The 21,745-nt window shown below is 41.4% G+C and carries 19 protein-coding genes; 13 read left to right on the top strand and 6 right to left on the bottom strand.

Translation table 11 applies throughout. The features are described from left to right. Positions 1–318 precede the first annotated feature (318 nt). The 7 genes from tig to H5182_RS19845 all read left to right on the top strand — a co-directional run bounded on the left by tig (position 319) and on the right by H5182_RS19845 (position 9,477). Entirely contained in the window at positions 319–1,623 is a 1,305-nt protein-coding gene (tig, locus tag H5182_RS19815) for a trigger factor (RefSeq protein WP_145241468.1), read from the top strand. A 164-nt stretch (positions 1,624–1,787) separates the two neighbouring features. Then, entirely contained in the window at positions 1,788–2,405 is a 618-nt protein-coding gene (clpP, locus tag H5182_RS19820) for an ATP-dependent Clp endopeptidase proteolytic subunit ClpP (protein ID WP_145241466.1), read from the top strand. Between the two features lie 135 nt (positions 2,406–2,540). Next, on the top strand, positions 2,541–3,824 hold the full coding sequence (gene clpX, locus H5182_RS19825) for an ATP-dependent protease ATP-binding subunit ClpX (RefSeq protein WP_182760494.1): 1,284 nt from the start codon (positions 2,541–2,543) through the stop codon (positions 3,822–3,824). A gap of 150 nt (positions 3,825–3,974) precedes the next feature. Further along, the gene (gene lon / locus H5182_RS19830; RefSeq protein ID WP_145241462.1) at positions 3,975–6,335 is read left to right on the top strand and encodes an endopeptidase La; all 2,361 of its coding nucleotides are present in this window, start codon (positions 3,975–3,977) and stop codon (positions 6,333–6,335) included. Between the two features lie 185 nt (positions 6,336–6,520). Then, positions 6,521–6,823, top strand: coding sequence for an HU family DNA-binding protein (locus tag H5182_RS19835; RefSeq protein WP_301562686.1), 303 nt, complete (start codon positions 6,521–6,523; stop codon positions 6,821–6,823). A gap of 170 nt (positions 6,824–6,993) precedes the next feature. Further along, positions 6,994–8,898 (top strand): peptidylprolyl isomerase, encoded by a 1,905-nt coding sequence (gene ppiD, locus H5182_RS19840; protein WP_182760495.1) that lies wholly within the window; start codon positions 6,994–6,996, stop codon positions 8,896–8,898. 177 nt (positions 8,899–9,075) lie between these two features. Next, complete coding sequence (locus H5182_RS19845; RefSeq protein WP_145241457.1) at positions 9,076–9,477, top strand: hypothetical protein; 402 nt, start codon at positions 9,076–9,078, stop codon at positions 9,475–9,477. A 367-nt stretch (positions 9,478–9,844) separates the two neighbouring features. On the opposite strand, the gene H5182_RS19850 is transcribed toward H5182_RS19845, so the two are convergent. From H5182_RS19850 to pspF, 6 genes are read right to left on the bottom strand one after another with little or no spacing between them, the layout of a single operon-like run. Further along, complete coding sequence (locus tag H5182_RS19850; RefSeq protein WP_145241455.1) at positions 9,845–10,606, bottom strand: ATP-binding cassette domain-containing protein; 762 nt, start codon at positions 10,604–10,606, stop codon at positions 9,845–9,847. Next, positions 10,606–11,598 (bottom strand): oligopeptide/dipeptide ABC transporter ATP-binding protein, encoded by a 993-nt coding sequence (locus H5182_RS19855; RefSeq protein WP_145241453.1) that lies wholly within the window; start codon positions 11,596–11,598, stop codon positions 10,606–10,608. The genes H5182_RS19850 and H5182_RS19855 overlap by 1 nt, the downstream gene beginning before the upstream one ends. Beyond that, positions 11,599–12,492: an ABC transporter permease subunit gene (locus H5182_RS19860; RefSeq protein ID WP_145241450.1), complete on the bottom strand. Its 894-nt coding sequence runs from the start codon at positions 12,490–12,492 to the stop codon at positions 11,599–11,601. Next, the gene (locus H5182_RS19865) at positions 12,479–13,513 is read right to left on the bottom strand and encodes an ABC transporter permease subunit (protein ID WP_145241448.1); all 1,035 of its coding nucleotides are present in this window, start codon (positions 13,511–13,513) and stop codon (positions 12,479–12,481) included. The genes H5182_RS19860 and H5182_RS19865 overlap by 14 nt, the downstream gene beginning before the upstream one ends. After that, positions 13,513–15,120, bottom strand: coding sequence for an ABC transporter substrate-binding protein (locus tag H5182_RS19870; RefSeq protein WP_145241446.1), 1,608 nt, complete (start codon positions 15,118–15,120; stop codon positions 13,513–13,515). The genes H5182_RS19865 and H5182_RS19870 overlap by 1 nt, the downstream gene beginning before the upstream one ends. A gap of 18 nt (positions 15,121–15,138) precedes the next feature. Further along, complete coding sequence (pspF, locus tag H5182_RS19875; protein ID WP_182760496.1) at positions 15,139–16,197, bottom strand: phage shock protein operon transcriptional activator; 1,059 nt, start codon at positions 16,195–16,197, stop codon at positions 15,139–15,141. 187 nt (positions 16,198–16,384) lie between these two features. Here pspF and pspA point away from each other — a divergent pair, with 187 nt between their 5' ends. The 6 genes from pspA to megL all read left to right on the top strand — a co-directional run bounded on the left by pspA (position 16,385) and on the right by megL (position 21,582). Beyond that, a complete protein-coding gene (pspA, locus tag H5182_RS19880; protein ID WP_145241442.1) occupies positions 16,385–17,044 on the top strand; it encodes a phage shock protein PspA in 660 nt (219 codons plus the stop codon). A gap of 67 nt (positions 17,045–17,111) precedes the next feature. Further along, positions 17,112–17,345, top strand: coding sequence for an envelope stress response membrane protein PspB (gene pspB / locus H5182_RS19885; RefSeq protein ID WP_145241440.1), 234 nt, complete (start codon positions 17,112–17,114; stop codon positions 17,343–17,345). Beyond that, positions 17,342–17,743, top strand: a complete 402-nt coding sequence (pspC, locus tag H5182_RS19890) for an envelope stress response membrane protein PspC (RefSeq protein ID WP_145241438.1) — start codon at positions 17,342–17,344, stop codon at positions 17,741–17,743. Before pspB ends, pspC begins: the two co-directional genes overlap by 4 nt. A 58-nt stretch (positions 17,744–17,801) precedes the next feature. Continuing rightward, positions 17,802–19,217, top strand: coding sequence for a YcjX family protein (locus tag H5182_RS19895; RefSeq protein ID WP_220497113.1), 1,416 nt, complete (start codon positions 17,802–17,804; stop codon positions 19,215–19,217). Beyond that, positions 19,214–20,260, top strand: a complete 1,047-nt coding sequence (locus tag H5182_RS19900) for a TIGR01620 family protein (protein ID WP_182718140.1) — start codon at positions 19,214–19,216, stop codon at positions 20,258–20,260. The genes H5182_RS19895 and H5182_RS19900 overlap by 4 nt, the downstream gene beginning before the upstream one ends. A 140-nt stretch (positions 20,261–20,400) precedes the next feature. Beyond that, a complete protein-coding gene (megL, locus tag H5182_RS19905; RefSeq protein ID WP_182735743.1) occupies positions 20,401–21,582 on the top strand; it encodes a methionine gamma-lyase in 1,182 nt (393 codons plus the stop codon). Positions 21,583–21,745: the final 163 nt, after the last annotated feature.

Consider the following 21,745-nt stretch of genomic DNA (forward strand, 5'->3'; position numbering starts at 1 on the left):
CTTGCTAACTTGCTAACTTGCTAACTTGCTAACTTGCTAACTTGCTAACTTAAACGCCTACTTTTCATTCGCTATGCTTGCTTAATCCGCTATCTGACCAAATAATTGCCCCCTAGACTCGACTATCATAAATATTAGGTTATAATGCCGCGTCTATTGTTTAACATAGTGCCCGAAGGGCAGAGCAGCATTGGTATCTTATAGTGAAGATGGGGTTGATAAGTCGCTTAAATGACTTTAAACGTGCCAAAACGCATAGTGATTACCGTGTTTGTAAGGAAGGCGAACAGTCGCCAAAATTGAAGATTGAGGTATATCATGCAAGTTTCTGTTGAGACGACTCAAGGCCTTGAGCGCCGTCTGACCATCACCGTTCCTGCAGAGAACGTTGAGACCGAAGTAAAAAAACGCTTACAACAACTGTCTAAAACCCAGCGTATTGATGGTTTCCGTCCTGGTAAAGTACCAACGTCTGTAATCAACAAACGTTACGGTGGCGCAGTTCGTCAGGAAGTTGCTGGTGAATTAATGCAACGTAATTACATCGAAGCAATCGTTTCTGAAAAAATTAACCCAGCTGGTGCACCAACATTTGCTCCTAAAGCACTTGAAGCGGGTAAAGATTTAGAGTTCTCAGCAACATTTGAAGTTTACCCTGAAGTTGAAGTTCAAGGTTTAGATAAAATTACTGTAGAAAAACCAGCTGTATCAGTTACTGATGAAGATTTAGCAAACATGCTAGAAACACTTCGTAAGCAACATGCATCATGGGCTGAAGTTGATGTGGCTGCTGGCGAAAAAGACCGTGTAACGGTTGATTTCGTAGGTACTATCGACGGTGAAGTATTCGAAGGCGGAAAAGCTGAAGACTTCCCATTAGAACTTGGTCAAGGTCGTATGATCCCAGGTTTTGAAGATAACATCGTAGGTAAAAAAGCAGGCGAGGAAGTTGTTTCTGACGTAACTTTCCCTGAAGATTACCATGCTGAAAATCTTAAAGGCAAAGCAGCTCAATTCACTATTACAGTGAAGAAAGTTGAAGCGCAAGAGCTACCTGAACTTAGCGAAGAATTCGCAACTAAGTTTGGTGTAACTGAAGGCGGTGTTGACGCTCTTAAAGAAGAAGTTAAAAAGAACATGACACGTGAACTTGACCAAGCGGTTAAAGCTAACGTGAAAGACCAAGCAATTAAAGGTCTTTTAGCTAACAACGAAATCGAAGTGCCTAAAGCCCTAGTAGATCAAGAAATTGATGCACTACGTCAACAAGCTGCACAACGTTTTGGTGGCGACGCTAAAAACATGCCTGAGCTTCCAGCAGAATTGTTCCATGAACAAGCAGTAACACGCGTTAAGACTGGCCTATTATTAGGTGAAGTAATTAAAGCGAACGAGATCAAAGTTGATGATTCAAAAGTTGAAGCATTAATTGCAACAGTGGCTTCTGCATACGAAGATCCAACTGAAGTTGTAGAATACTACAAAGCAAATGATCAACTTATGCAACAAATGCGTAATGTAGCAATGGAAGAGCAAGCTGTTGAAGCTATTTTAGCTAAAGCAAATGTGACTGACGTTGAAAAAGCATTTGATGACATCATGAATCCACAGCAAGGTGCTTAATAAGTCATTGACTTAAGCCCTCGCTAACGATTAAATGGCTCGTGTTACTCTGTATTATGCAGTGTGCCCGAGCCATTTTAGTTTGTGGCCTTCAATTTCGCCAAAAAATAACTATGCTTCCTTATAATAAGGATAAGTATAAGCGCATAAGGAATTAGATAAATATGAACACTGGTATTACAGATCCACTCAATGCATTAGTACCTATGGTTGTTGAACAAACAGCGAAAGGCGAGCGCTCGTATGATATTTATTCGAGACTATTAAAAGAGCGAATCATTTTTTTAACAGGTCAAGTTGAAGACAACATGGCTAATCTGATCTTAGCGCAAATGCTATTTTTAGAATCAGAAAACCCAGAAAAAGATATCTTTTTATATATTAATTCGCCGGGCGGTTCAGTGACTGCGGGTATGGCGATTTATGACACTATGAATTTCATTAAACCAGATGTAAGCACTATTTGTGTTGGCCAAGCGGCGAGCATGGGGGCATTTTTATTGACTGCTGGTGCAAAAGGTAAACGTTATTGTTTACCTAATTCACGCGTGATGATCCACCAACCATTAGGCGGTTTCCAAGGTCAAGCATCTGATTTTGAAATACACGCCAAAGAAATTTTGTCTATTAAAGATAAACTAAACCGTTTAATGGCAGAGCATACCGGCCAACCATTAGATGTGATTTCAAAAGATACAGACCGTGATAACTTCATGAGCGCCAGCCAAGCTGTTGATTATGGTTTAGTTGATGCGGTATTTACTAGTCGCGACAGCAAGTAACAAATACAAGCTGGTAACTAACGGTGCTAGCTTGAGCTGTTTACACTGTGAAAACCAATATTTTTTGGTATAGTTAAGCGTATTAAAATAGCTGCTAAGTAGTTTGGCAGCCAACGAATAAGATGAGGTAGCTGAATGTCTGACACTCCTACAGACGGCGACAAAAGTAATAAATTGTTATACTGCTCTTTTTGTGGCAAAAGCCAGCATGAAGTTCGTAAGTTAATTGCTGGCCCTTCAGTATACATTTGTGATGAATGTGTTGAGCTATGCAACGACATTATCAGGGAAGAGATCAAAGACATTGCGCCAAAGCACAATACCTCTGATAAACTGCCTGCACCAAAAGAAATTCGTAATCATTTAGATGATTATGTTATTGGTCAAGATCACGCCAAAAAAGTACTGTCAGTAGCGGTTTACAATCACTACAAACGTTTGCGTAATCAAACCGGTAAAGCGGATATTGAGTTAGGCAAAAGTAATATCTTACTTATTGGCCCAACCGGCAGTGGTAAAACATTATTAGCTGAAACGTTAGCGCGTTTATTAGATGTGCCGTTTACAATGGCCGATGCAACCACACTAACTGAAGCTGGTTATGTGGGCGAAGATGTTGAAAACATCATTCAAAAGTTGCTACAAAAATGTGATTACGATGTAGAAAAAGCGCAACGTGGTATTGTTTATATTGATGAGATTGACAAAATTTCACGTAAATCTGATAACCCGTCGATCACTCGTGATGTATCTGGTGAGGGCGTGCAACAAGCACTGCTTAAACTAATTGAAGGTACTGTGGCATCTGTGCCACCACAAGGCGGACGTAAACACCCACAGCAAGAGTTTTTACAGGTAGACACCTCTAAAATCTTATTCATCTGTGGTGGCGCATTCTCTGGTCTTGATAAAGTGATCGAGCAGCGTAGCCATAAAAATACCGGTATCGGTTTTGGGGTTAACGTAAAAGAATCTGCGGCGAGCCGTTCTTTAAGTGAAACATTTAAAGATGTTGAGCCAGAAGATTTAGTAAAATATGGTTTGATCCCAGAATTCATCGGTCGTTTACCTGTTGTGGCAACGTTAACTGAACTCGATGAGTCGGCTTTAGTGCAAATATTAAATGAGCCTAAAAACGCCTTAACGAAACAGTACGGCGCATTATTTGGTATGGAAGACGTTGAACTTGAATTCCGTGATGATGCACTGCGTGCTATCGCTCATAAAGCGATGGAGCGTAAAACAGGTGCCCGTGGTCTTCGTTCAATCGTTGAAGCGGTGTTACTCGATACTATGTACGAACTTCCTTCAATGGAAAACGTCAGTAAAGTCGTGATTGACGAAACCGTGATCAAAGGTGAATCAGATCCTATTTTGATTTATCAAAGCGCTAGCCAAGATAAAGCAGCGTCTGAGTAAAATTTACTCATTTTGATAATAAAAAGGAGCCTAGTGCTCCTTTTTTTATAATTTATTTAATCCAGTTGCGTTAAATTGTTGAACTTTACTTAGGTTATCCCCATATACTTGAGTAATCTTTAAAATAAATGAAGAGCGAAGAGAAAAATAATGACGCTTGAGAGAACAGATCGAGTCGAAATCCCGGTGCTAGCACTGCGCGATGTCGTGGTATATCCGCACATGGTGATCCCGCTTTTTGTAGGCCGTGAAAAATCAATAAAATGCCTTGAAGCGGCAATGGATAAAGACAAACAAATTTTCCTTGTTGCGCAAAAAGACGCGACCGTGGATGAGCCTGAGCAAGATGATATTTACCGTGTTGGTACCATAGCCACGGTATTACAATTGCTTAAACTACCTGATGGCACAGTCAAAGTACTGGTTGAAGGCACACAGCGAGCAAAACTAGAAAGCTTTATTGATAATGAAGACTTTTTTGTTGCTAATGCGCAGTTTATTGGTTCAGAAGAAATCGATGAGCAAGAGCAAGATGTATTTATTCGCAGTGCCATCAGTCAGTTTGAAGGCTATGTAAAGCTAAATAAAAAAATACCACCAGAGGTGTTAACCTCGGTCAGTGGCATTGATGAAGCGCCGCGCCTTGCCGATACTATGGCAGCGCACATGCCGCTGAAAGTGCCTGAAAAGCAAAAAGTACTCGAAATCACCAATGTTACAGAACGTCTTGAATATTTAATGGCGTTGATGGAAGGTGAAATTGATTTACTGCAAGTTGAGAAAAAAATTCGTACCCGCGTTAAAAAGCAGATGGAAAAGTCGCAACGTGAGTATTACCTCAATGAGCAAATGAAAGCCATTCAAAAAGAATTAGGCGAGCTTGACGACGTACCAGATGAATTCGAAGCACTGAAAAAGCGCATTGAAGAATCAGGTATGAGCAATGACGCGCAAGAAAAAGCGAACTCTGAACTTGCTAAGCTTAAAATGATGTCGCCGATGTCGGCAGAAGCCACGGTTGTGCGTTCATACATAGACACATTAATTAATGTGCCATGGAAAAAACGTTCGAAAGTGAAAAAAGACTTAGCGGGCGCACAAAAGATTTTAGACAGCGACCATCACGGTCTTGATAAAGTCAAAGAACGCATCATTGAATATCTCGCCGTGCAACAGCGTACCAATAAACTCAAAGGGCCAATTTTGTGCCTTGTGGGTCCACCGGGTGTTGGTAAAACGTCATTAGGTCAATCGATTGCTCGCTCTACAGGGCGTAAGTATATTCGTATGGCACTAGGTGGTGTACGTGATGAAGCAGAAATTCGTGGCCACCGTCGTACTTACATAGGTTCAATGCCAGGTAAGTTGATTCAAAACATGAGTAAAGTGGGCGTTAAAAATCCATTATTCTTGTTAGATGAAATCGACAAAATGTCATCAGATATGCGTGGCGATCCTGCATCGGCACTGCTTGAAGTACTTGATCCTGAGCAAAATAGCCATTTTGCGGATCATTACTTAGAAGTCGATTATGACTTATCTGACGTAATGTTTGTTGCTACATCAAACAGCTTTAACATTCCTGGTCCGTTATTGGATCGGATGGAAGTGATCCGGTTATCGGGTTATACCGAAGATGAAAAGCTGAATATTGCCAAAGAGCATTTAATTGTTAAACAAGTTAAACGCAATGGCTTAAAAGATGGCGAATTAATCATCGAAGACAGTGCAATCATCGGCATTATTCGTTATTACACCCGTGAAGCGGGCGTACGTAACTTAGAACGCGAAATATCTAAGTTATGCCGTAAAGCGGTGAAGAATATCTTGCTTGAAAAAGGCACTAAAACAGTCACTATTAACGCTGACAACCTTGAAGATTTCTTAGGTGTGCAGCGCTATGATTATGGTAAAGCTGAAGACGGCGATCGCATTGGCCAAGTTACAGGTTTAGCGTGGACTGAAGTGGGCGGTGATTTGCTGACCATCGAATGTGCCGCAGTACCAGGCAAAGGTAAACTAAGCTACACCGGGTCACTAGGCGATGTAATGCAAGAGTCGATTCAAGCAGCTATGACAGTTGTACGTAATCGCGCTGATGCATTTCGTATTAACAGTGATTTTTACGAAAAACGTGATATTCATGTTCACGTACCTGAGGGGGCAACTCCAAAAGATGGCCCAAGTGCTGGCGCCGCGATGGTAACAGGTTTGGTATCAAGTCTTACAGGTAACCCGGTACGTGCTGATGTGGCGATGACGGGTGAAATCACCTTACGTGGTGAAGTATTACCAATTGGTGGCTTAAAAGAGAAACTATTAGCCGCTCATCGCGGTGGAATTAAAACGGTCATTATTCCAAAAATTAACGAACGTGATTTAAAAGAGATCCCTGACAATGTATTGGCAGGACTTGATATTCACCCAGTTACGTGGATTGATGAGGTTTTAAAACTGGCTTTAGTACACCCAGTTGAGAGTTTTTCAGTCGAAACATCAAAAAACCAGTAAAAAAGCGAAAAAAAGTGCTTTAAAGGGCTTTTCAAATCTAGATGGTATGATAAGTTAAGCACTGGTTTTCAAGCCGAGGCCTTATGTGGCCTAGGCTGAAGAAAAATTACAATCGTATGAGCATGAAAAAGTTTGCTCTAAAATTTTCAAAATAGTGATGTTAGTTTAAAAAACAATCGCTCTTGATAATAACAATGAAAGAGGATGATATTGTGAATAAATCTCAATTAATCGATCAAATCGCAGCTGATGCTGACATTTCTAAAGCGGCTGCGGGTCGTGCACTTGATTCATTCATCGAGGCTGTTTCTGGCGCTCTTAAAGATGGCGATTCAGTAGCATTGGTTGGTTTCGGTACTTTCTCAGTACGTGAACGTGCTGCACGTTCAGGCCGTAACCCACAAACAGGCGAAACAATTCAAATCGCTGCAGCGACTATCCCTGCATTTAAAGCAGGTAAAGCGCTTAAAGATGCATGTAACAGCTAATCACTGCTCTTTAGTGAGTTAGTTTGGTAGTGTAAGAAGTTAATCGCTTTTACAGCTTAATTAACGTTCTTTCTCGCCAACTGCTTCAAGTAAAAAAGCGTATCTGGTAAGATACGCTTTTTTTACATAAGCAAGGCGATTTCTGCCTCGAATAGAATAGAGATAAATAAATGCTTGAGAAAATCAGAGAAGGTTCACAAGGACCGGTAGCTAAAATTATTTTAGGCGCGGTGATTTTATCTTTTGCCTTAGCAGGGATCGGTGGTTACTTAGGTCAAACCACAGAGCAGCCCGTAGCTGAAGTAAATGGAGTTAAAATTAGCCAAACCGAGTTTAGCCGTGCGTTCCAAAATGAACGTGCACGTTTAGAGCAACAATTTGGCGAATACTTTGCACAAATTGCTGCTGATCCAAATTACATGGCACAAATTCGTCAAGGCGTCGTTGACCGTCTAGTACAACAAGAATTGCAAACTCAACTAGCGGCCGAACTTGGTTTACGTGTTAGTGACGACAGTGTTCGTAAAGCGATTTTAGAATTGCCATACTTCCAAATTGGTGGGCAATTTAACAACGATCGTTACTTACAAGTTATCCGTCAAATGAACTTCCAACCTGACGCATTTCGTGAATATTTACGTGAAGAAATGACCCGAAGCCAGCTAATTTCAGCGGTTGCAGGCACCGATTTCGCTCTAAATAGCGAATTGGCTAATGCCGTTGCGCTACAACAGCAAACGCGTAGTATTGACTATGTCGTGATCAGCAAAGAGTCTTTACAGCAAAACGTGACGGTAACAGAGCAAGAAATTGCCGATTACTATGACCTAAATATGTCGCAGTTTTTAGCGCCTGAGCAAGTATCAGTAAACTACATTGATTTAAATGCAGCTAACCTAACACTTGAAACTCATGTTAGCGAAGCTGACGTTAAAGCATATTATGATCAAAACAAAGCACAATACGCCGAACCTGAAAAACGCCGTGTGTCGCATATCTTAATTGATAACAGTGAAGACGATGATGCAGCAAAAGCCAAAGCAGAAGACTTGTTAGCACAATTACAACAAGGCGGTGACTTTGCAGCGTTAGCAGAATCATCATCTGATGATATCGTTAGTGCTGAAATGGGCGGTGATTTAGATTGGATCGAACGTGACATGATGGATCCTGCTTTTGAAGATGCGGCATTCGCATTGGCAAACAAAGGGGATTTTTCAGACGTTGTACAATCTGAGTTTGGTTACCATATTATTCAGTTAACTGATATTCAGAGCCAACAAGTAAAAGCGTATGACACTGTTAAAGCTGATTTACGTGCTGAGCTTGAGCGTACTGAAAAAGTAAATGCATTCTATGAAAAGCAAACAGAAATGGGCGCTATTGCATTTGAAATTTCAGATACCTTAGTTGATGCTGCAGAAGTTGCCGGTGTTGAAGTACAAACAACAGCATTAGTTGACCGTAATTCTCTACCTGCGCCGCTTAATACACCAGCGGTATTAGCTGCAATCTTCTCACCAGATGTGCTTGAAGATAAAATGAACTCTGAGGTTATCGAAGTGGGCGATGAGCATGTTGTGTTAGTGCGTGTTAAAGAGCATGTACCAGCTGCAACAAAAGCACTTGCTGATGTATCAGAGCAAATTAAAGCACGTTTAGTTAGTGAAAAAGCATCAGAGCTTGCGAAAGAAAAAGCAACAACGCTGTATGCTGAGATTGAAGCTGGCAAGAGCTTAAATGACCTAGTAACTGAGCAAAGCTTAGAACTTCGTCAAGAAGCGGCACTAACCCGTCAAGCTTACACTGTTTCGCCTGCAATCGTTCAACATGCCTTTAAAATGGCACACCCAACTGACACACCAGTAGTTGAAAAAGTTGACCTAAACAACGGTGACGCGGCAATCGTAGCACTTAAAACAGTGACTAACGCTACTGTTGAAGACGAAATTGACGCACAGCTTAAGCAAAATATTACTATGGCCCAAGTTAACAAAAACTACATGGTATTCATTGAAGCTTTAAAAGCAAATGCAGAATTAAACTTACCTAAAGCGCAAGCCGCCACAGAGTAATGCTTAATTAAATAATGAAAAGGCGCCATTGGCGCCTTTTTTTATTTTTTAACAGGCAGATATCTGAGTTCAAGTATAAATAAATTCCCCCCCAATCTACCGAACCTATTTTGATTACTTTTTAGCAGACTTAGTATAAGCTCAATAGCATTACCTCTATATTATTAAGGGAACATCATGAAATTCGAGCAGTTATTAAATAACTTTGATATGGGTATCTGTGTTGAACAGTTACAAAAAGAATCACTGTTAGACCTTGCGTTATTATTTGTCGCTGTTGATGGCTCTATTGCACAAGAAGAGTTGAGAGTCGTCGAAACCTGGGCACATAAAATTGAGTGGAATTCTGTCATTGCTCTTGATAACTATATAATTGATATGACAAGCAAATGTGTTTTGGCAGTGCAAAGTGGTGACATCGAGTCATTTATTCAGCATCGAATGACACATATTGTCGATCAATCCATGAGGGAGTTTGTATTAGAGCTGCTTAAACAAGTCATTGAAGCTGATGGTATTACCGATGAAAATGAAATTAAAGCGTTAAAAATTGTTGAATCATTAATCCAACCGGCTTAACGGGTATATTTCTGTTTCTGCGCGGGACATCTCGCGCTTATACCATTGAGTAACGGCATAAAAATATTTTATTGCTATATATCAAAACTTTGCATTGTCGGTTGTTTTAATTATTCGCAAAGAGGTTAAGAAACGTTACGCTTAGAAGAAGATATTAAATACTCACAAAAGAGTTAGAGATTAGACATTTTTGTGCCATGAACGGGCATTAAAGTGACTTGTTATATGTTCGCTTTTAGCAGTTTGGGTTTCGTTGCTATCAAGCCAACCAACGCGATAAATTTAATGCCGAGCTACTCTGGCTTTTCCTAGAATCTAGCACCTATACAATTCTTTTCGCTAAAACTTACCGCTTAAAGTTCTACCTTCAGCAACTTAGCAACTTCTGAGTGACTTTTGATTGTGGCTTTTGGAATACATCCTCTGTTCTACCGTATTCAACAATTTCACCGTGATCGAGTACTACAAGTTGATCGCTGATGTGGCGTACTAAACTTAAGTGGTGAGTGATCAAGATATAACTGAGACCCGTGTCCTGTTGAAGCTTGAGTAGCAGGTTGACGGTTTGTGCGCGTACAGAAGGGTCCAGAGATGATAATGCTTCATCAAGTACTACAACCTTAGGGTCGAGTATTAATGCACGTGCTAGAGCGACACGTTGCAGCTGGCCGCCACTAAACATATGTGGGTAGTAATACTGATGGTCGTTTAATAAACCTACTTTAGACAGTGTTGCGGTGATTTTTTCAGCGCGAGTTACTTTATCCAAAGAAGTATTATATTGCAGGCAATCGTCGAGCATATCGCCGATCGTTAAACCTGGGTTTAGCGAGGCTTCGGAGTCTTGAAAAATCATTCTAATATGGCGGCATTGCTGATCGCGAACGCCTTTGTTTTCGATGATGTTGCCATCGAGTAGGATTTGCCCAGCATCTGCGCTGTCTGCTCCAGCGAGTAATTTTGCTAGGGTACTTTTACCTGAGCCAGTTTCGCCAATAATAGCCAGTGTTTCACCTTGCTCTAAACAAAACGAGATGTTTTTTAATACCTCAAAACGCTTACGTGAAAATAACCCTGCACGCAGGTTAAAGCTTTTTGACAAGGCTTGCACTTTTAACAGAGGTTGCATTATTTCATCACCTTAATGAGAGGGAAATGACACGCATAACTATGACCATGTTGTTTAGTTAAAGGCGGTGTTACCACACAAGCTTTTTGTGCCTGCGGACAGCGAGGACCAAGGCGACAGCCTATAGGTAAATGCTGTAAGGTTGGGATTGTCCCTTTTAGTGCATAAAAAGGTTCTTTATGGGCAAGCCCTTGCTCATAATCCGGTAAGCTTTTTAATAATGCTTGTGTATAAGGGTGGCGAGGCTGGGCAAAAATACGCTGGGTTGGACCTGCTTCAACCATTTGCCCGCAGTAAAGTACATGCATGCAATGAGACCAATTAATGATTTCTTCAAGTTCATGGGAGATCATTAAAATTGACATGTTTTTAAGTTGATTTAAACTTTTTAATAACCGGAATACCTGTGCTCGTGTGGTACTTTCAAGAGCTGTAGTTGGCTCATCGGCAATCAGTAACTTAGGTGTACGAGCAATGGCCATAGCAATCATGACCTTTTGACAAACGCCTTCTGAGAGCTCGTGAGGATAGCTCGATAGTACTTTTTCGTGATCTTTAATGCCCACTTTGTGGATCAGCGCTTTTACTCGGTCCTTACGTTCACGGTTTCGCTTTAAGAAAAACCCGGAGCCTGTTATTTCTGGGAGCGTTTCGGCTATTTGCTCAAATATTTTTGCGGTAGGATCAAGACAACGACTAGGATCTTGATAAATCATTGCGATGTCACTGCCTACAATTTTACGCCGTTGTTCGCTTGATAAGCGCATTAGATCCACACCGCGCCAATGCATACGGTCGGCGGTGATGTGCCAGCGTTTATTTAATACACCCACAATGGCTTTAGCAATTAAGCTTTTACCTGAGCCAGATTCGCCCACTAATGCATGTACTTCACCTTCTTTGAGGCTCAAGTTCACTCTATCTACGGCGCGAATAACGGTATCAGAGGTGCGCAGCTCTATGGTCAGATTTCGTATATCAAGTAATTGCATTTAGTCAGCCTTACGTGCTTTGAGCACTTGGCGTAGCCCGTCGCCCACTAAGTTGGTCGACAGCACCGCTAAAAAGAGTAATACCCCAGGCAAGCCAACGGTCCAAGGTGCTAAATAAATTAAACCCAGATTTTCAGCTAAAATTGCACCCCACTCTGTGGTTGGTGGTTGTGCCCCTAGTTTTAAAAAACCCAAAGCGGAAATATCTAAAATAGCGGTTGATAATGCCATAGTAAAAATAACCACAATATGCTCATAAATATTTGGAAAAATCCCTCTGGAGAGAATATGCCAGTTCGATGCGCCATCAAGTTTAAATGCAGTAATGTAATCTTTATTAAGCTCAGTGACGATGAGGTTGCGCACCGAGTGAATAAATTGCGGTAATAGCGCTAAAATAATTGCCCACACGGTATTCATCAGGCCTGGGCCTAATATCGCAATAATAATAATCGCTAATAATAAAGACGGTATTGATAAGGTTATATCAAGTAGATGATTTAAAAAGCTTGAGCGAATACCTCGGCTAATGCCGGCAAATGTGCCTACTAACACACCTATGATGGTGGTGATCAGCGCAGCAATGACTGATAAGCCAAAGGTATAAGTTGCGCCATTCATAAGCCGTGAGAGTACATCGCGACCTAAGTCGTCAGTACCGAGTATAAAACGTACATCGCCCATTTCATGCCACGATGGAGGAATAAGTAACGCATCACTGTGTTGCTGGTTTACCCCATATGGTGCAATCAGTGGTGCAGCCGCAGCTAAAATAGCAAAGGCGATAAAAATCCATAACCCCACTAAGGCAGGATGATTGGATTTAAATTTGCGCCAAAATCGCGCTAATGGCGATTTGTTTGACTCTTCTGAAAATAAATTAAACTTTGCCATGCGCTTGATTCCGTGACAGCGGGTCGAACAAGGTATAGGTTAATTCTGCAATAATAGTCGCCAGAATTACAAACATCGATACCGCTAATAAGCCACCTTGAATGGCAGGGTAGTCTCGTTGATAAATACTATCAATTAACCAACGGCCAACACCGGGCCATGAAAAAATCACCTCGGTGATCATTGCCAGAGTGATCAAGGTACTAAACTGTAAACCAATTTGTTTTATAACCGGTAATAAGGCATTACGTAAGGCATGATGCATAATTAATTGGGCACGGTTTAAGCCTTTGGCTCGGGCAGTTTTAATAAAACTTTGCTCAAGCACATGCAACATTGACTCTCGTGTAAAGCGCACTAATACAGTGGTAGGGTACATTGCCAGAACAATGGTCGGCAGGGTTAAATGATGCAGAGCATCAAGCATTGCCAGACCAGAATAAGGAAAGTCTGCTAATACAATATCAATCAAAATAAAGCCAGTTTGGGAGGGGATCTCGTACAGTAAGCCCATTCGCCCTGACATCGGGAACCAACCTAGTTGTAATGAGAACACCATGATCAGCAGCAAAGCTAACCAAAATACCGGCATTGAGTAGCCCACTAATGTCGTGGAGTTAACCAGTTTATCTGGCCAGCGCCGATGATAGGCCGCCGCCAAGATACCTGCCGGAACGCCAACCACAACAGAAATAATTAACGCATAAATACTCAGCTCTAACGTGGCTGGGAATAGCTCGATAATATGAGTAAATACGCTGTCGCCCGAAGCGAACGACACTCCCCAGTCGCCTTGCACAATACGCGCAATAAAAGCAAAATATTGCATTAAATAATTATCGTTAAAGTGATATTTTTCTTGTAGTTCACTGGTTTGTGAAAAACTGGTATTACTGATACCACTTAAATTACTAAGCGGATCGCCGGGAAATAAATAACTGAGTGAAAATGTAAATACACTCAAGGTAAACATCATAAATAACAGTAAGCCTAAACGGCGTAAAATATAATTTAACACCATTATTTTTTCCTCGCGTTGGCTAAGGAAATTGCGCCAAATGGGCCAAGTGGAATACCTTCTACATCGGCACTACTTGCTTGAAAACGCATACCGTGGGCAAGTGGTAATAAAGGTAGTTCACGCACTATCATCGCTTGTGCTTGTTGATAATAGGCTTTTCGTTTGGCTAAATCGGTGGTATCAAGCGCTTGTGTCAAGAGTAAGTCAAACTCAGGATCACACCAATTCGCAGGGTTTTTACCACTAAATGCCGCGGTGCAACTGAGTAGCGGGCTAAAAAAGTTATCTGGATCCGGTGTATCTGCAGCCCAACCTAATAACACGCTGTCATGGCGGTGTTCACCTATTCGTTGAATAAAGGTGTTCCACTCATACTCAACGATACTGACGTTTACACCAATTTTTCGTAAATCGCTTTGCATTAGCTCGGCCATTTTACGTGCGTTAGGATTATAAATTCGGCTCACTGGCATAGCCCAAATGGTCATATCAAAGCCATTAGGAAGGCCAGCCTCAATCAGCAGTTTTTTAGCTAGATCAGGGTTAAATCCGGGTAGTTTAGCTTGTGGTTGATATGCCCATGATGTTGGCGGTAATAACGATTGCGCACGAATACCGTTGCCGTAATAAACTGCTTGCATGATTTTTTCAACGTCAATGGCATGGGCCAGTGCTTGACGTACTCTTAAATCGTCAAATGGTGGGCGCTCGGTATTAAACGCCCAATAACCTACATTAAGATTGGTTTCTTTTTGTACGTTAATGTCGTCGCGTTGGGCTAAAATACTTAACTGTGCGCTACTTGGGTGTGCGGTTACATCGCACTCTTTAGTGAGCATTTTTGCAATTCGGGTGGTGCCATTTGGGGTGATGTCGTAAACCAACTGCTCCAGCACTACATGGTGTTTCCAATAGTCAGGATTACGATAATAGCGTACTAAGTGATCGCGACGATACTCTTTATAAACATAGGGGCCAGTACCAACAGGGTATTGATCAAAAAGATTAACTTGGTCGCGCTGTTTTAATTGCATGGCATATTCGCGAGACAAAACCACTGCAAAATCAGTTGCCATATTGGCTAAAAAGCTGCTTTCGGCATTAAATAATTCAAAGCGCACTTGGTAGTCGGACACGCGAACAATTTGCCGAATTAGCTGGTCAATGCCGACACTTTGAAAATAAGGGTAATTGGCATCCCCAACAAAGTGATAAGGATTATACACATCGAATAAACGGCTAAAGGTAAAGATTACATCATCAGCGTTAAACTCTCTGCTTGGGGTAAAGTATGCAGTAGTATGAAACTTCACTCCTTTGCGCAAGGTAAAGGTAACTGACTTGCCGTCTTTACTTATTTTCCAGTCAGTGGCCAGTTCACTTTTAAATTCAGCGGTCACGGGATCGATACTGATCAAACGGTCATACAATTGATTTGCAATAATATCGATCGTTGAACCTGTGGTCGTCACTTGGGGATTGAACGACACAGGGTTAGCCTCAGCGCAATAAACTAAGCCCTGATTCTTTTCTTCTAGTGTTTTTTCTTTGGTATCTAAGCAACCCGTTAGGCATACCGTTAAGATACCAAGTAATAATTTATACACTCGTTTAGCCTCTGACTATTATTGTTGATCTAACAAGTTGTATTTTTTCAAATAGCCTCGTAGTTGATGATACGTTAAACCAAGTACTTCTGCAGTTTTCTTTTGATTAAATTGACTATATTCAAGCGCTTTTTTTATTAAATCAATTTCAAATTCATTTGAGAGGTCTTTTAAGCTACATGGAAACTGAAATTGCGGGGTACTTGTTGCAACTATCGGTTCATTGGCGACAACTGCAACAGGAGCTGCTTCTACGGCTGTAGTGGGGAGTTTTTTAATTCGTTGCTTGGGTCTAAAGCGGCTTTCAAATGGGTCTAAAATAATCTGGTGAACGGGAATATGTTCACTGCCATGGCGATATAAACTTCGTTCCACGACATTTTTAAGTTCACGTATATTACCTGGCCAATCATGCCCTTGCAGTATTTCCACAGCACTGCGGGTGAAACCACTGAATAGTTGCCAGTCCAAATCACGGGCCATATTCATCGCAAATTGCTCAGCGAGTAACATGATGTCTTCCTGACGTTCGCGCAGTGGCGGTAAAGTGATTACATCAAATGCGAGCCTGTCGAGTAAATCGCTTCTAAATTCACCTTGCTCGGCTAAATAAGGAAGGTCTTCATTGGTTGCGCAGACTAAGCGAGTATCGACCTTGACGGTTTGTTTGCCACCGACTCGCTCAAATTCACCGTATTCAATTACCCGTAATAGTTTTTCTTGCACCATGGCAGAGGTATTTGCTAGTTCGTCTAAAAATAGCGTGCCGGCATTGGCACGTTCAAAGCGTCCTTCGTGGCGTTTACTTGCGCCGGTAAAGGCACCACTTTCATGGCCAAACAATTCGCTTTCAAGCAAGTTTTCGTTAAGTGCCGCGCAGTTGAGCTTGATGTAGCTTTGCTCCCAGCGCTTTGATAAAAAGTGTAAACGGGCGGCGATCAGTTCTTTACCTGTGCCACGTTCACCAATAATCAGTACTGGTTTATCTAAACTTGCCAGCTGTGAAACTTGATCAAGTACCGCTAAAAAGCTGTCTGATTGGCCGAGTAAATTATCTTGTTGGCGAAATTGGCTCATATTCCCTAACTCTTAGTCATTTTTACTAACAGTTAGTGTATTTCATAATTAGGGAGAACTAAAGGAATTTGTATTTTTAGTTTAACATTATGAAAATATTACTGTATTTTATGTTTTATAAAGTTGGCAAGCATATTGTAACAGTAACAGCAGACCAATTAAGTTAAACACTACAGAGGTAAATGTTATGGGAATTTTTTCGCGTTTTGCAGATATTGTTAATTCTAATATCAATGCCATTTTAGATAAAGCAGAAGATCCTGAAAAAATGGTACGTCTGATCATCCAAGAGATGGAAGACACATTAGTTGAAGTACGTTCAACCTCTGCGAAAACATTAGCAGAGAAAAAAGAATTAGTACGTCGTGTCGATACATTAAAAGAGCAAGTCGCTCAATGGCAAGATAAAGCCGAGCTGGCATTGAGCAAAGACCGTGATGATCTAGCCCGTGCTGCATTGCTTGAAAAGCAAAAGTCAGCACAAGCGGTTGCTGCTGTTGAAGATGAACTCAGTCACATAGAATCTCACATTGATAAGCTGCAACAGGAAGTAAGTACGCTACAAGACAAGTTAGCGGATGCAAAAGCACGTCAAAAAGCGATTATTTTACGTCAACGCTCAGCTGAGTCACGCCTAGAGGTGAAAAAAGCATTAGACAGCTCTAAAGTTGAAGATGCATTAAATCGCTTTGAGCGCTACGAAACTAAGATTGATGGACTAGAATCACAAGTAGAATCGTACGACTTAGGCAAAAAGTCATTGGCTGATGAAATTGCTGAGTTACAGCAAAACGAAAAAATCGATGATGAATTAGCAGCACTTAAAAAGAAGCTTGCTGATAAATAAAGATAATAAATAAAGGGGGAGTCATCCCCCTATGCTTGATAAATTAATGGATGTGTAGGAGAGGGTTATGTTTGATGCAGAAGTGTTTGTTGCTCCAATTATCATTTTTATGGTTGTGGTAGCACCCCTTTGGTTAATTTTACATTACCGAAGTAAAAAGCAAGTAAGCCAAGGCTTGAGCGAACACGAACACCGCCAGTTACTTGAGCTTGCTCAAAAAGCAGATAAAATGGCTGACCGAGTAGAAACTTTAGAAGCACTACTTGATCAAGAGGCCCCACAGTGGAGGCGTAAGGTATGAGTGCTAAACGTGAACTGCTAAGAGATCCAGCACGTGGTAAAATAGCCGGTGTATGTGCAGGGCTCAGTGATTATTTCAATATGGAATTGTGGTTAGTACGTATTATCGTAGTAACGGCAGTGTTACTAGCTGGTGGCCCGTTGTTTGTTGTGGCTTACATCGCAGCGTGGTTTATTTTAGATAAAAAACCTGCCAATGCACAAAGCAAAACTGATGCGGCAAAACACGAAGATCCTCTTGAAGTAAAATTTAAAGTATGGCAAAAAGGTGAGCCACCACGTCGTGCTTTACAAGATTTAAAAGACCGTTTGGGACGTGTTGATATACGTTTACAAGATATGGAACGTTATGTTACTTCAACCGAGTTTACGGTTAGCCGTGAAATCAATAAGCTGTAAAGGACTTAATAGCACTTTAGCCACCTAATTTATAATGGCGCTGAAGTGCTAGCTCATTATGATAAACACTTCATCTGCAAAAAACGCCTTTAATAAACTCAAAGGTAAGGCTGAAAAAGCTGTTCACCGTAGTTTAGATCAACACGTAAAATTAGCGGTAACTGGCCTCAGTGGCAGTGGTAAAACCGCTTTTATTACCGCTTTAGTAAAGCATTTAACCAGCCAAGCAACAGACAAAAACTTACCGTTTTTTGATGTTATGCAGCAACAGCGCCATATCGCCACAAAAATAGTACCGCAACAAGCGCTGACCATTCCTACATTCGATTACCCTAAAGCCCTAAGTGCTTTATTGCCGCTTGAAGGACAACCACACTGGCCTGCATCAACCGAGCGCATAAATACTTTACGCCTAGCAATTAAATACCGGAGTGACGCAGGCTTACGTGGTCACTTTGCACCGCAATCAACCTTATATTTAGACATTATTGATTACCCCGGTGAGTGGCTGCTTGATTTACCTATGCTAGAGCAAAGCTATCAACAATGGAGTGAGCAGCAATATGCACTGTTACAGCGCTCTCCTCGGGTTGAAAAGGCACAAGCATTTTTAACTGCACTGAGCGAACTTGATTTAACTGCACCGGTAGATGAAAGTGCGCTAAGCGCGATTGCTACGCACTACCAAACGCTGTTAGTGAGTCTTAAAAGAGACACTAAATTGGCGATGCTACAACCTGGACGCATGCTGATGCCCGGTGAATTACAAGGTGCACCGTTATTATTGTTTTTCCCAGTTGCGCAGGCTAATGATGAGGTGGTTGCAGGGTCTAACTTGGCGCACTTGCAAAAACGCTTTAATGCTTATGTGAAAGAAGTGGTTAAGCCATTTTATACACAACACTTTCGCAACTTTGATCGGCAAATAGTGCTTGTTGATGTGCTCAGTGCGCTCAATGAAGGGCCTGAGACGCTGCAAGAGCAAGGAGATGTGATCAAACAATTACTTGCGCATTTTAACTATGGCGAAACTGGCTTTTTAAAACGCTTGTTTAAACCCAATATAGATAAACTATTGTTTGCTGCGAATAAGTCAGATCATATTAGTAGTGCACACCATAAAGATTTAGCGCTGTTGTTGGACTCATTAGTGCACGAGCAAAGTAATCACTTAAAATTTGATGGCGTTAAAATAGAAACTATGGCGATGTCATCTATTACGGCAACCATGCCAAAACAAGTGGTTGAGCAAGGTAAAACCCTCAATTGTATTTATGGTAAGCCGTTATCAGAGTCGCAATGGTTGACCTACTTACCACCGCAGCCACCAATGCGCATGCTCAATAAAGGTGAGTGGCCAAGCCATGGTTTTGAGTTTTTATCGTTTGCACCAATGCCAAGTCCAGACAAGCAACTAAAACACATTCGTTTAGATCATGTCATGCAGTACCTTTTAGGAGACAAACTAACATGAGCAAGACCGCTTCAGGCTTTCAAGCCGGCAGACGTATTGATACTAGTGAACAGCCAATAGACAATGAACTTACCTTGACCCCAGCTAAAGTGATCGATCAAGGGGAGTATGAATATGAGCACGTTATCGATGAGCCCCAAGATGAAGAGATTGATTTAACCCCTGTTTATAAAAAGTCAAAATGGCAAACTCTGAAAGGGGTGTTTGCGATTAGCTTTATAACTTTAGTGTTAGCTGAATTTATATTTTCTATGGTTGTGACATTTCAGCAATCCATCATCTTAGGCAGCGTATATTTAATTGCAGTGCTCAGTGGCGTGTTGTTATTGGGGCGCTTGTTATGGCGCGAATATAGAATGTTGCGCAGCTTAAAGCGCAATCAATTACATCGTCATGAAGCGGATCGCTTGCTCAATAGCGAACAGGTTGGTGGGGCACTACCTTGGCTTGAAAAACTCAATAAACATCAGCAGTTAACCGGCTTTGATGAGTTTAAAGCAAGCATTGATAGCCATCATAGCGATAAAGAGATCATGACCTTGTACGCCGATAGTTTGTTAGTGAAACAAGATACTCAAGCTAAAAAGCTGATCAACCGTTTTGCCACTGAATCAGGCTTGTTAGTGGCATTAAGTCCATTAGCGCTGGTGGATATGATGGCAGTGCTTTGGCGGGGCACAAAACTGATTGAGCAAATAGGTAAGATTTACGGTATCGGATTTGGTTATGCTAGCCGGATCAAGCTCTATCGTATGTTGATCAAGCAAGTGATGTTTGTTGGCAGTGCTGAGTTAGTATCGGATTTAGCTGCTACAGCGCTCAGTGCTGAATTACTAGGTAAATTATCAGGACGTGCAGCACAAGGCTTAAGCGCGGGTATATTTACCGCACGCATTGGTTATAAAGCGATGGAACTAAGCCGTCCTTTACCACGACTTGAGCATAAGCGCAGCTTGCTTAAAGGTACTGCGCAATTGATTGCCAGCAAAATTATGAGCCGCAAAGCTTCGCCGTCAGGAGCTGGCACGAAAGAAACGAGCTGACAATAAATCTGTACAGTGGTGAACGGCCACTGTACTAACTACATCCAAATTTATAGCCATCTGAGCATCTGGCATGCTTGTGCTTTATCCTGCGATACGTTTTGATTATGAAATCAATAATAATCAAAAAAGATCAGACAATGAACAAACTCCACATCGACAGCCAATGTATCCATGGACCAGAAAAAGCCAATGATCCGCATGGTGCACTTACTGCTCCTTTATACCAAACTTCAACGTTTCATTTTAGCAGTGCCGCGCAAGGTGCAGCACGTTTTGCTGGTGAAGAACCGGGCTATATTTATACCCGTTTAGGTAACCCGACGACGACAGAGCTTGAACAAAAAGTCGCACAACTTGAAAGTTGCGAAGCCGCTGCAGCAACAGCCACAGGAATGGGCGCGGTTTCTGCATCGGTATTAAGTTTTTTATCGCAAGGCGATCATTTAGTCGCATCAAGCGCTTTGTATGGCTGTACGTTTGCTTTCTTCGCACATATGTTGCCGCGTTGGGGGATTGAAGTGACGTTTGTAGATATGACCGATGAGCAGCAATTACGCGATGCAATTAAACCAAATTCAAAAATGATTTTTGCCGAAACCCCAGTTAATCCAACTATGGCGGTAATTGATTTAGCGTTAATAGGACAAGTGGCAAAACAACACAATTTGATCAGTGTAATAGATAACACCTTTCTCACGCCGTTACTGCAAAAGCCAATTGATTATGGCATTGATTTAATTGTTCACAGTGCTACTAAATATTTAAATGGTCACGGTGATGTTGTGGCTGGTTTGGTGTGTGGCAGTCAAGAGCACATTACATTAATTAAAATGACCGTACTTAAAGATATTGGTGCAACAATCAGTCCACACGATGCATGGCTTATTAATCGTGGTTTAAAAACCTTAGCGATACGAATGCAGCGTCATTGTGAAAGTGCGCAAATTATTGCTGAATTTTTAGAGCAGCATCCCCAAGTTAATACCGTTTATTACCCCGGACTTGCATCTCACCCAGGGTTTAAGTTTATCGGTAAGCAAATGAAAGCGGCTGGTGGCGTTATTGCCTTTGAATTAAAAGGCAGCCTAAAAGATGGCGAGCAGTTTATTAATAATACCCAATTGTGCACACTCGCCGTGAGTTTAGGAGACGCCGAAACACTCATTCAACATCCGGCATCGATGACTCATTCACCGTATTCACCCGAAGAAAGAGCAGCTGCGGGTATTAGCGATGGTCTGATCAGACTATCTGTTGGCCTTGAAGATGTTAACGATATAATTAACGACCTTAACCGCGCTTTTACTTTTATTGTATAGGCTGTAAATTTAATCTTACAATTTACATTGCTTCTAGCCCTTTAAAAATAGCGCTGTAAACTTTTTGATCTTAAAGTGTAATGTTTGGTGTACAAAAGGCGGTTTGGTGCTAATAGCTGATATTGTCTCAGCTATTAAACTTTGCCTTACATTTGCTTAGTAT

This window comes from Pseudoalteromonas sp. SG44-17 (genome assembly GCF_014164235.1).
Classification (GTDB): Bacteria; Pseudomonadota; Gammaproteobacteria; order Enterobacterales; family Alteromonadaceae; genus Pseudoalteromonas; species Pseudoalteromonas rhizosphaerae.

Coding starts and splice junctions, on each gene's coding strand:
- H5182_RS19845 (WP_145241457.1), top strand. CDS start 9,076: ATGAAATTCGAGCAGTTATTAAATAACTTTGATATGGGTATCTGTGTT.
- H5182_RS19860 (WP_145241450.1), bottom strand. CDS start 12,492: ATGGCAAAGTTTAATTTATTTTCAGAAGAGTCAAACAAATCGCCATTA.
- clpP (WP_145241466.1), top strand. CDS start 1,788: ATGAACACTGGTATTACAGATCCACTCAATGCATTAGTACCTATGGTT.
- pspC (WP_145241438.1), top strand. CDS start 17,342: ATGAGTGCTAAACGTGAACTGCTAAGAGATCCAGCACGTGGTAAAATA.
- pspF (WP_182760496.1), bottom strand. CDS start 16,197: ATGAGCCAATTTCGCCAACAAGATAATTTACTCGGCCAATCAGACAGC.
- H5182_RS19850 (WP_145241455.1), bottom strand. CDS start 10,606: ATGCAACCTCTGTTAAAAGTGCAAGCCTTGTCAAAAAGCTTTAACCTG.
- megL (WP_182735743.1), top strand. CDS start 20,401: ATGAACAAACTCCACATCGACAGCCAATGTATCCATGGACCAGAAAAA.
- H5182_RS19895 (WP_220497113.1), top strand. CDS start 17,802: ATGATAAACACTTCATCTGCAAAAAACGCCTTTAATAAACTCAAAGGT.
- ppiD (WP_182760495.1), top strand. CDS start 6,994: ATGCTTGAGAAAATCAGAGAAGGTTCACAAGGACCGGTAGCTAAAATT.
- pspA (WP_145241442.1), top strand. CDS start 16,385: ATGGGAATTTTTTCGCGTTTTGCAGATATTGTTAATTCTAATATCAAT.
- pspB (WP_145241440.1), top strand. CDS start 17,112: ATGTTTGATGCAGAAGTGTTTGTTGCTCCAATTATCATTTTTATGGTT.
- H5182_RS19900 (WP_182718140.1), top strand. CDS start 19,214: ATGAGCAAGACCGCTTCAGGCTTTCAAGCCGGCAGACGTATTGATACT.
- H5182_RS19865 (WP_145241448.1), bottom strand. CDS start 13,513: ATGGTGTTAAATTATATTTTACGCCGTTTAGGCTTACTGTTATTTATG.
- clpX (WP_182760494.1), top strand. CDS start 2,541: ATGTCTGACACTCCTACAGACGGCGACAAAAGTAATAAATTGTTATAC.
- tig (WP_145241468.1), top strand. CDS start 319: ATGCAAGTTTCTGTTGAGACGACTCAAGGCCTTGAGCGCCGTCTGACC.
- H5182_RS19855 (WP_145241453.1), bottom strand. CDS start 11,598: ATGCAATTACTTGATATACGAAATCTGACCATAGAGCTGCGCACCTCT.
- lon (WP_145241462.1), top strand. CDS start 3,975: ATGACGCTTGAGAGAACAGATCGAGTCGAAATCCCGGTGCTAGCACTG.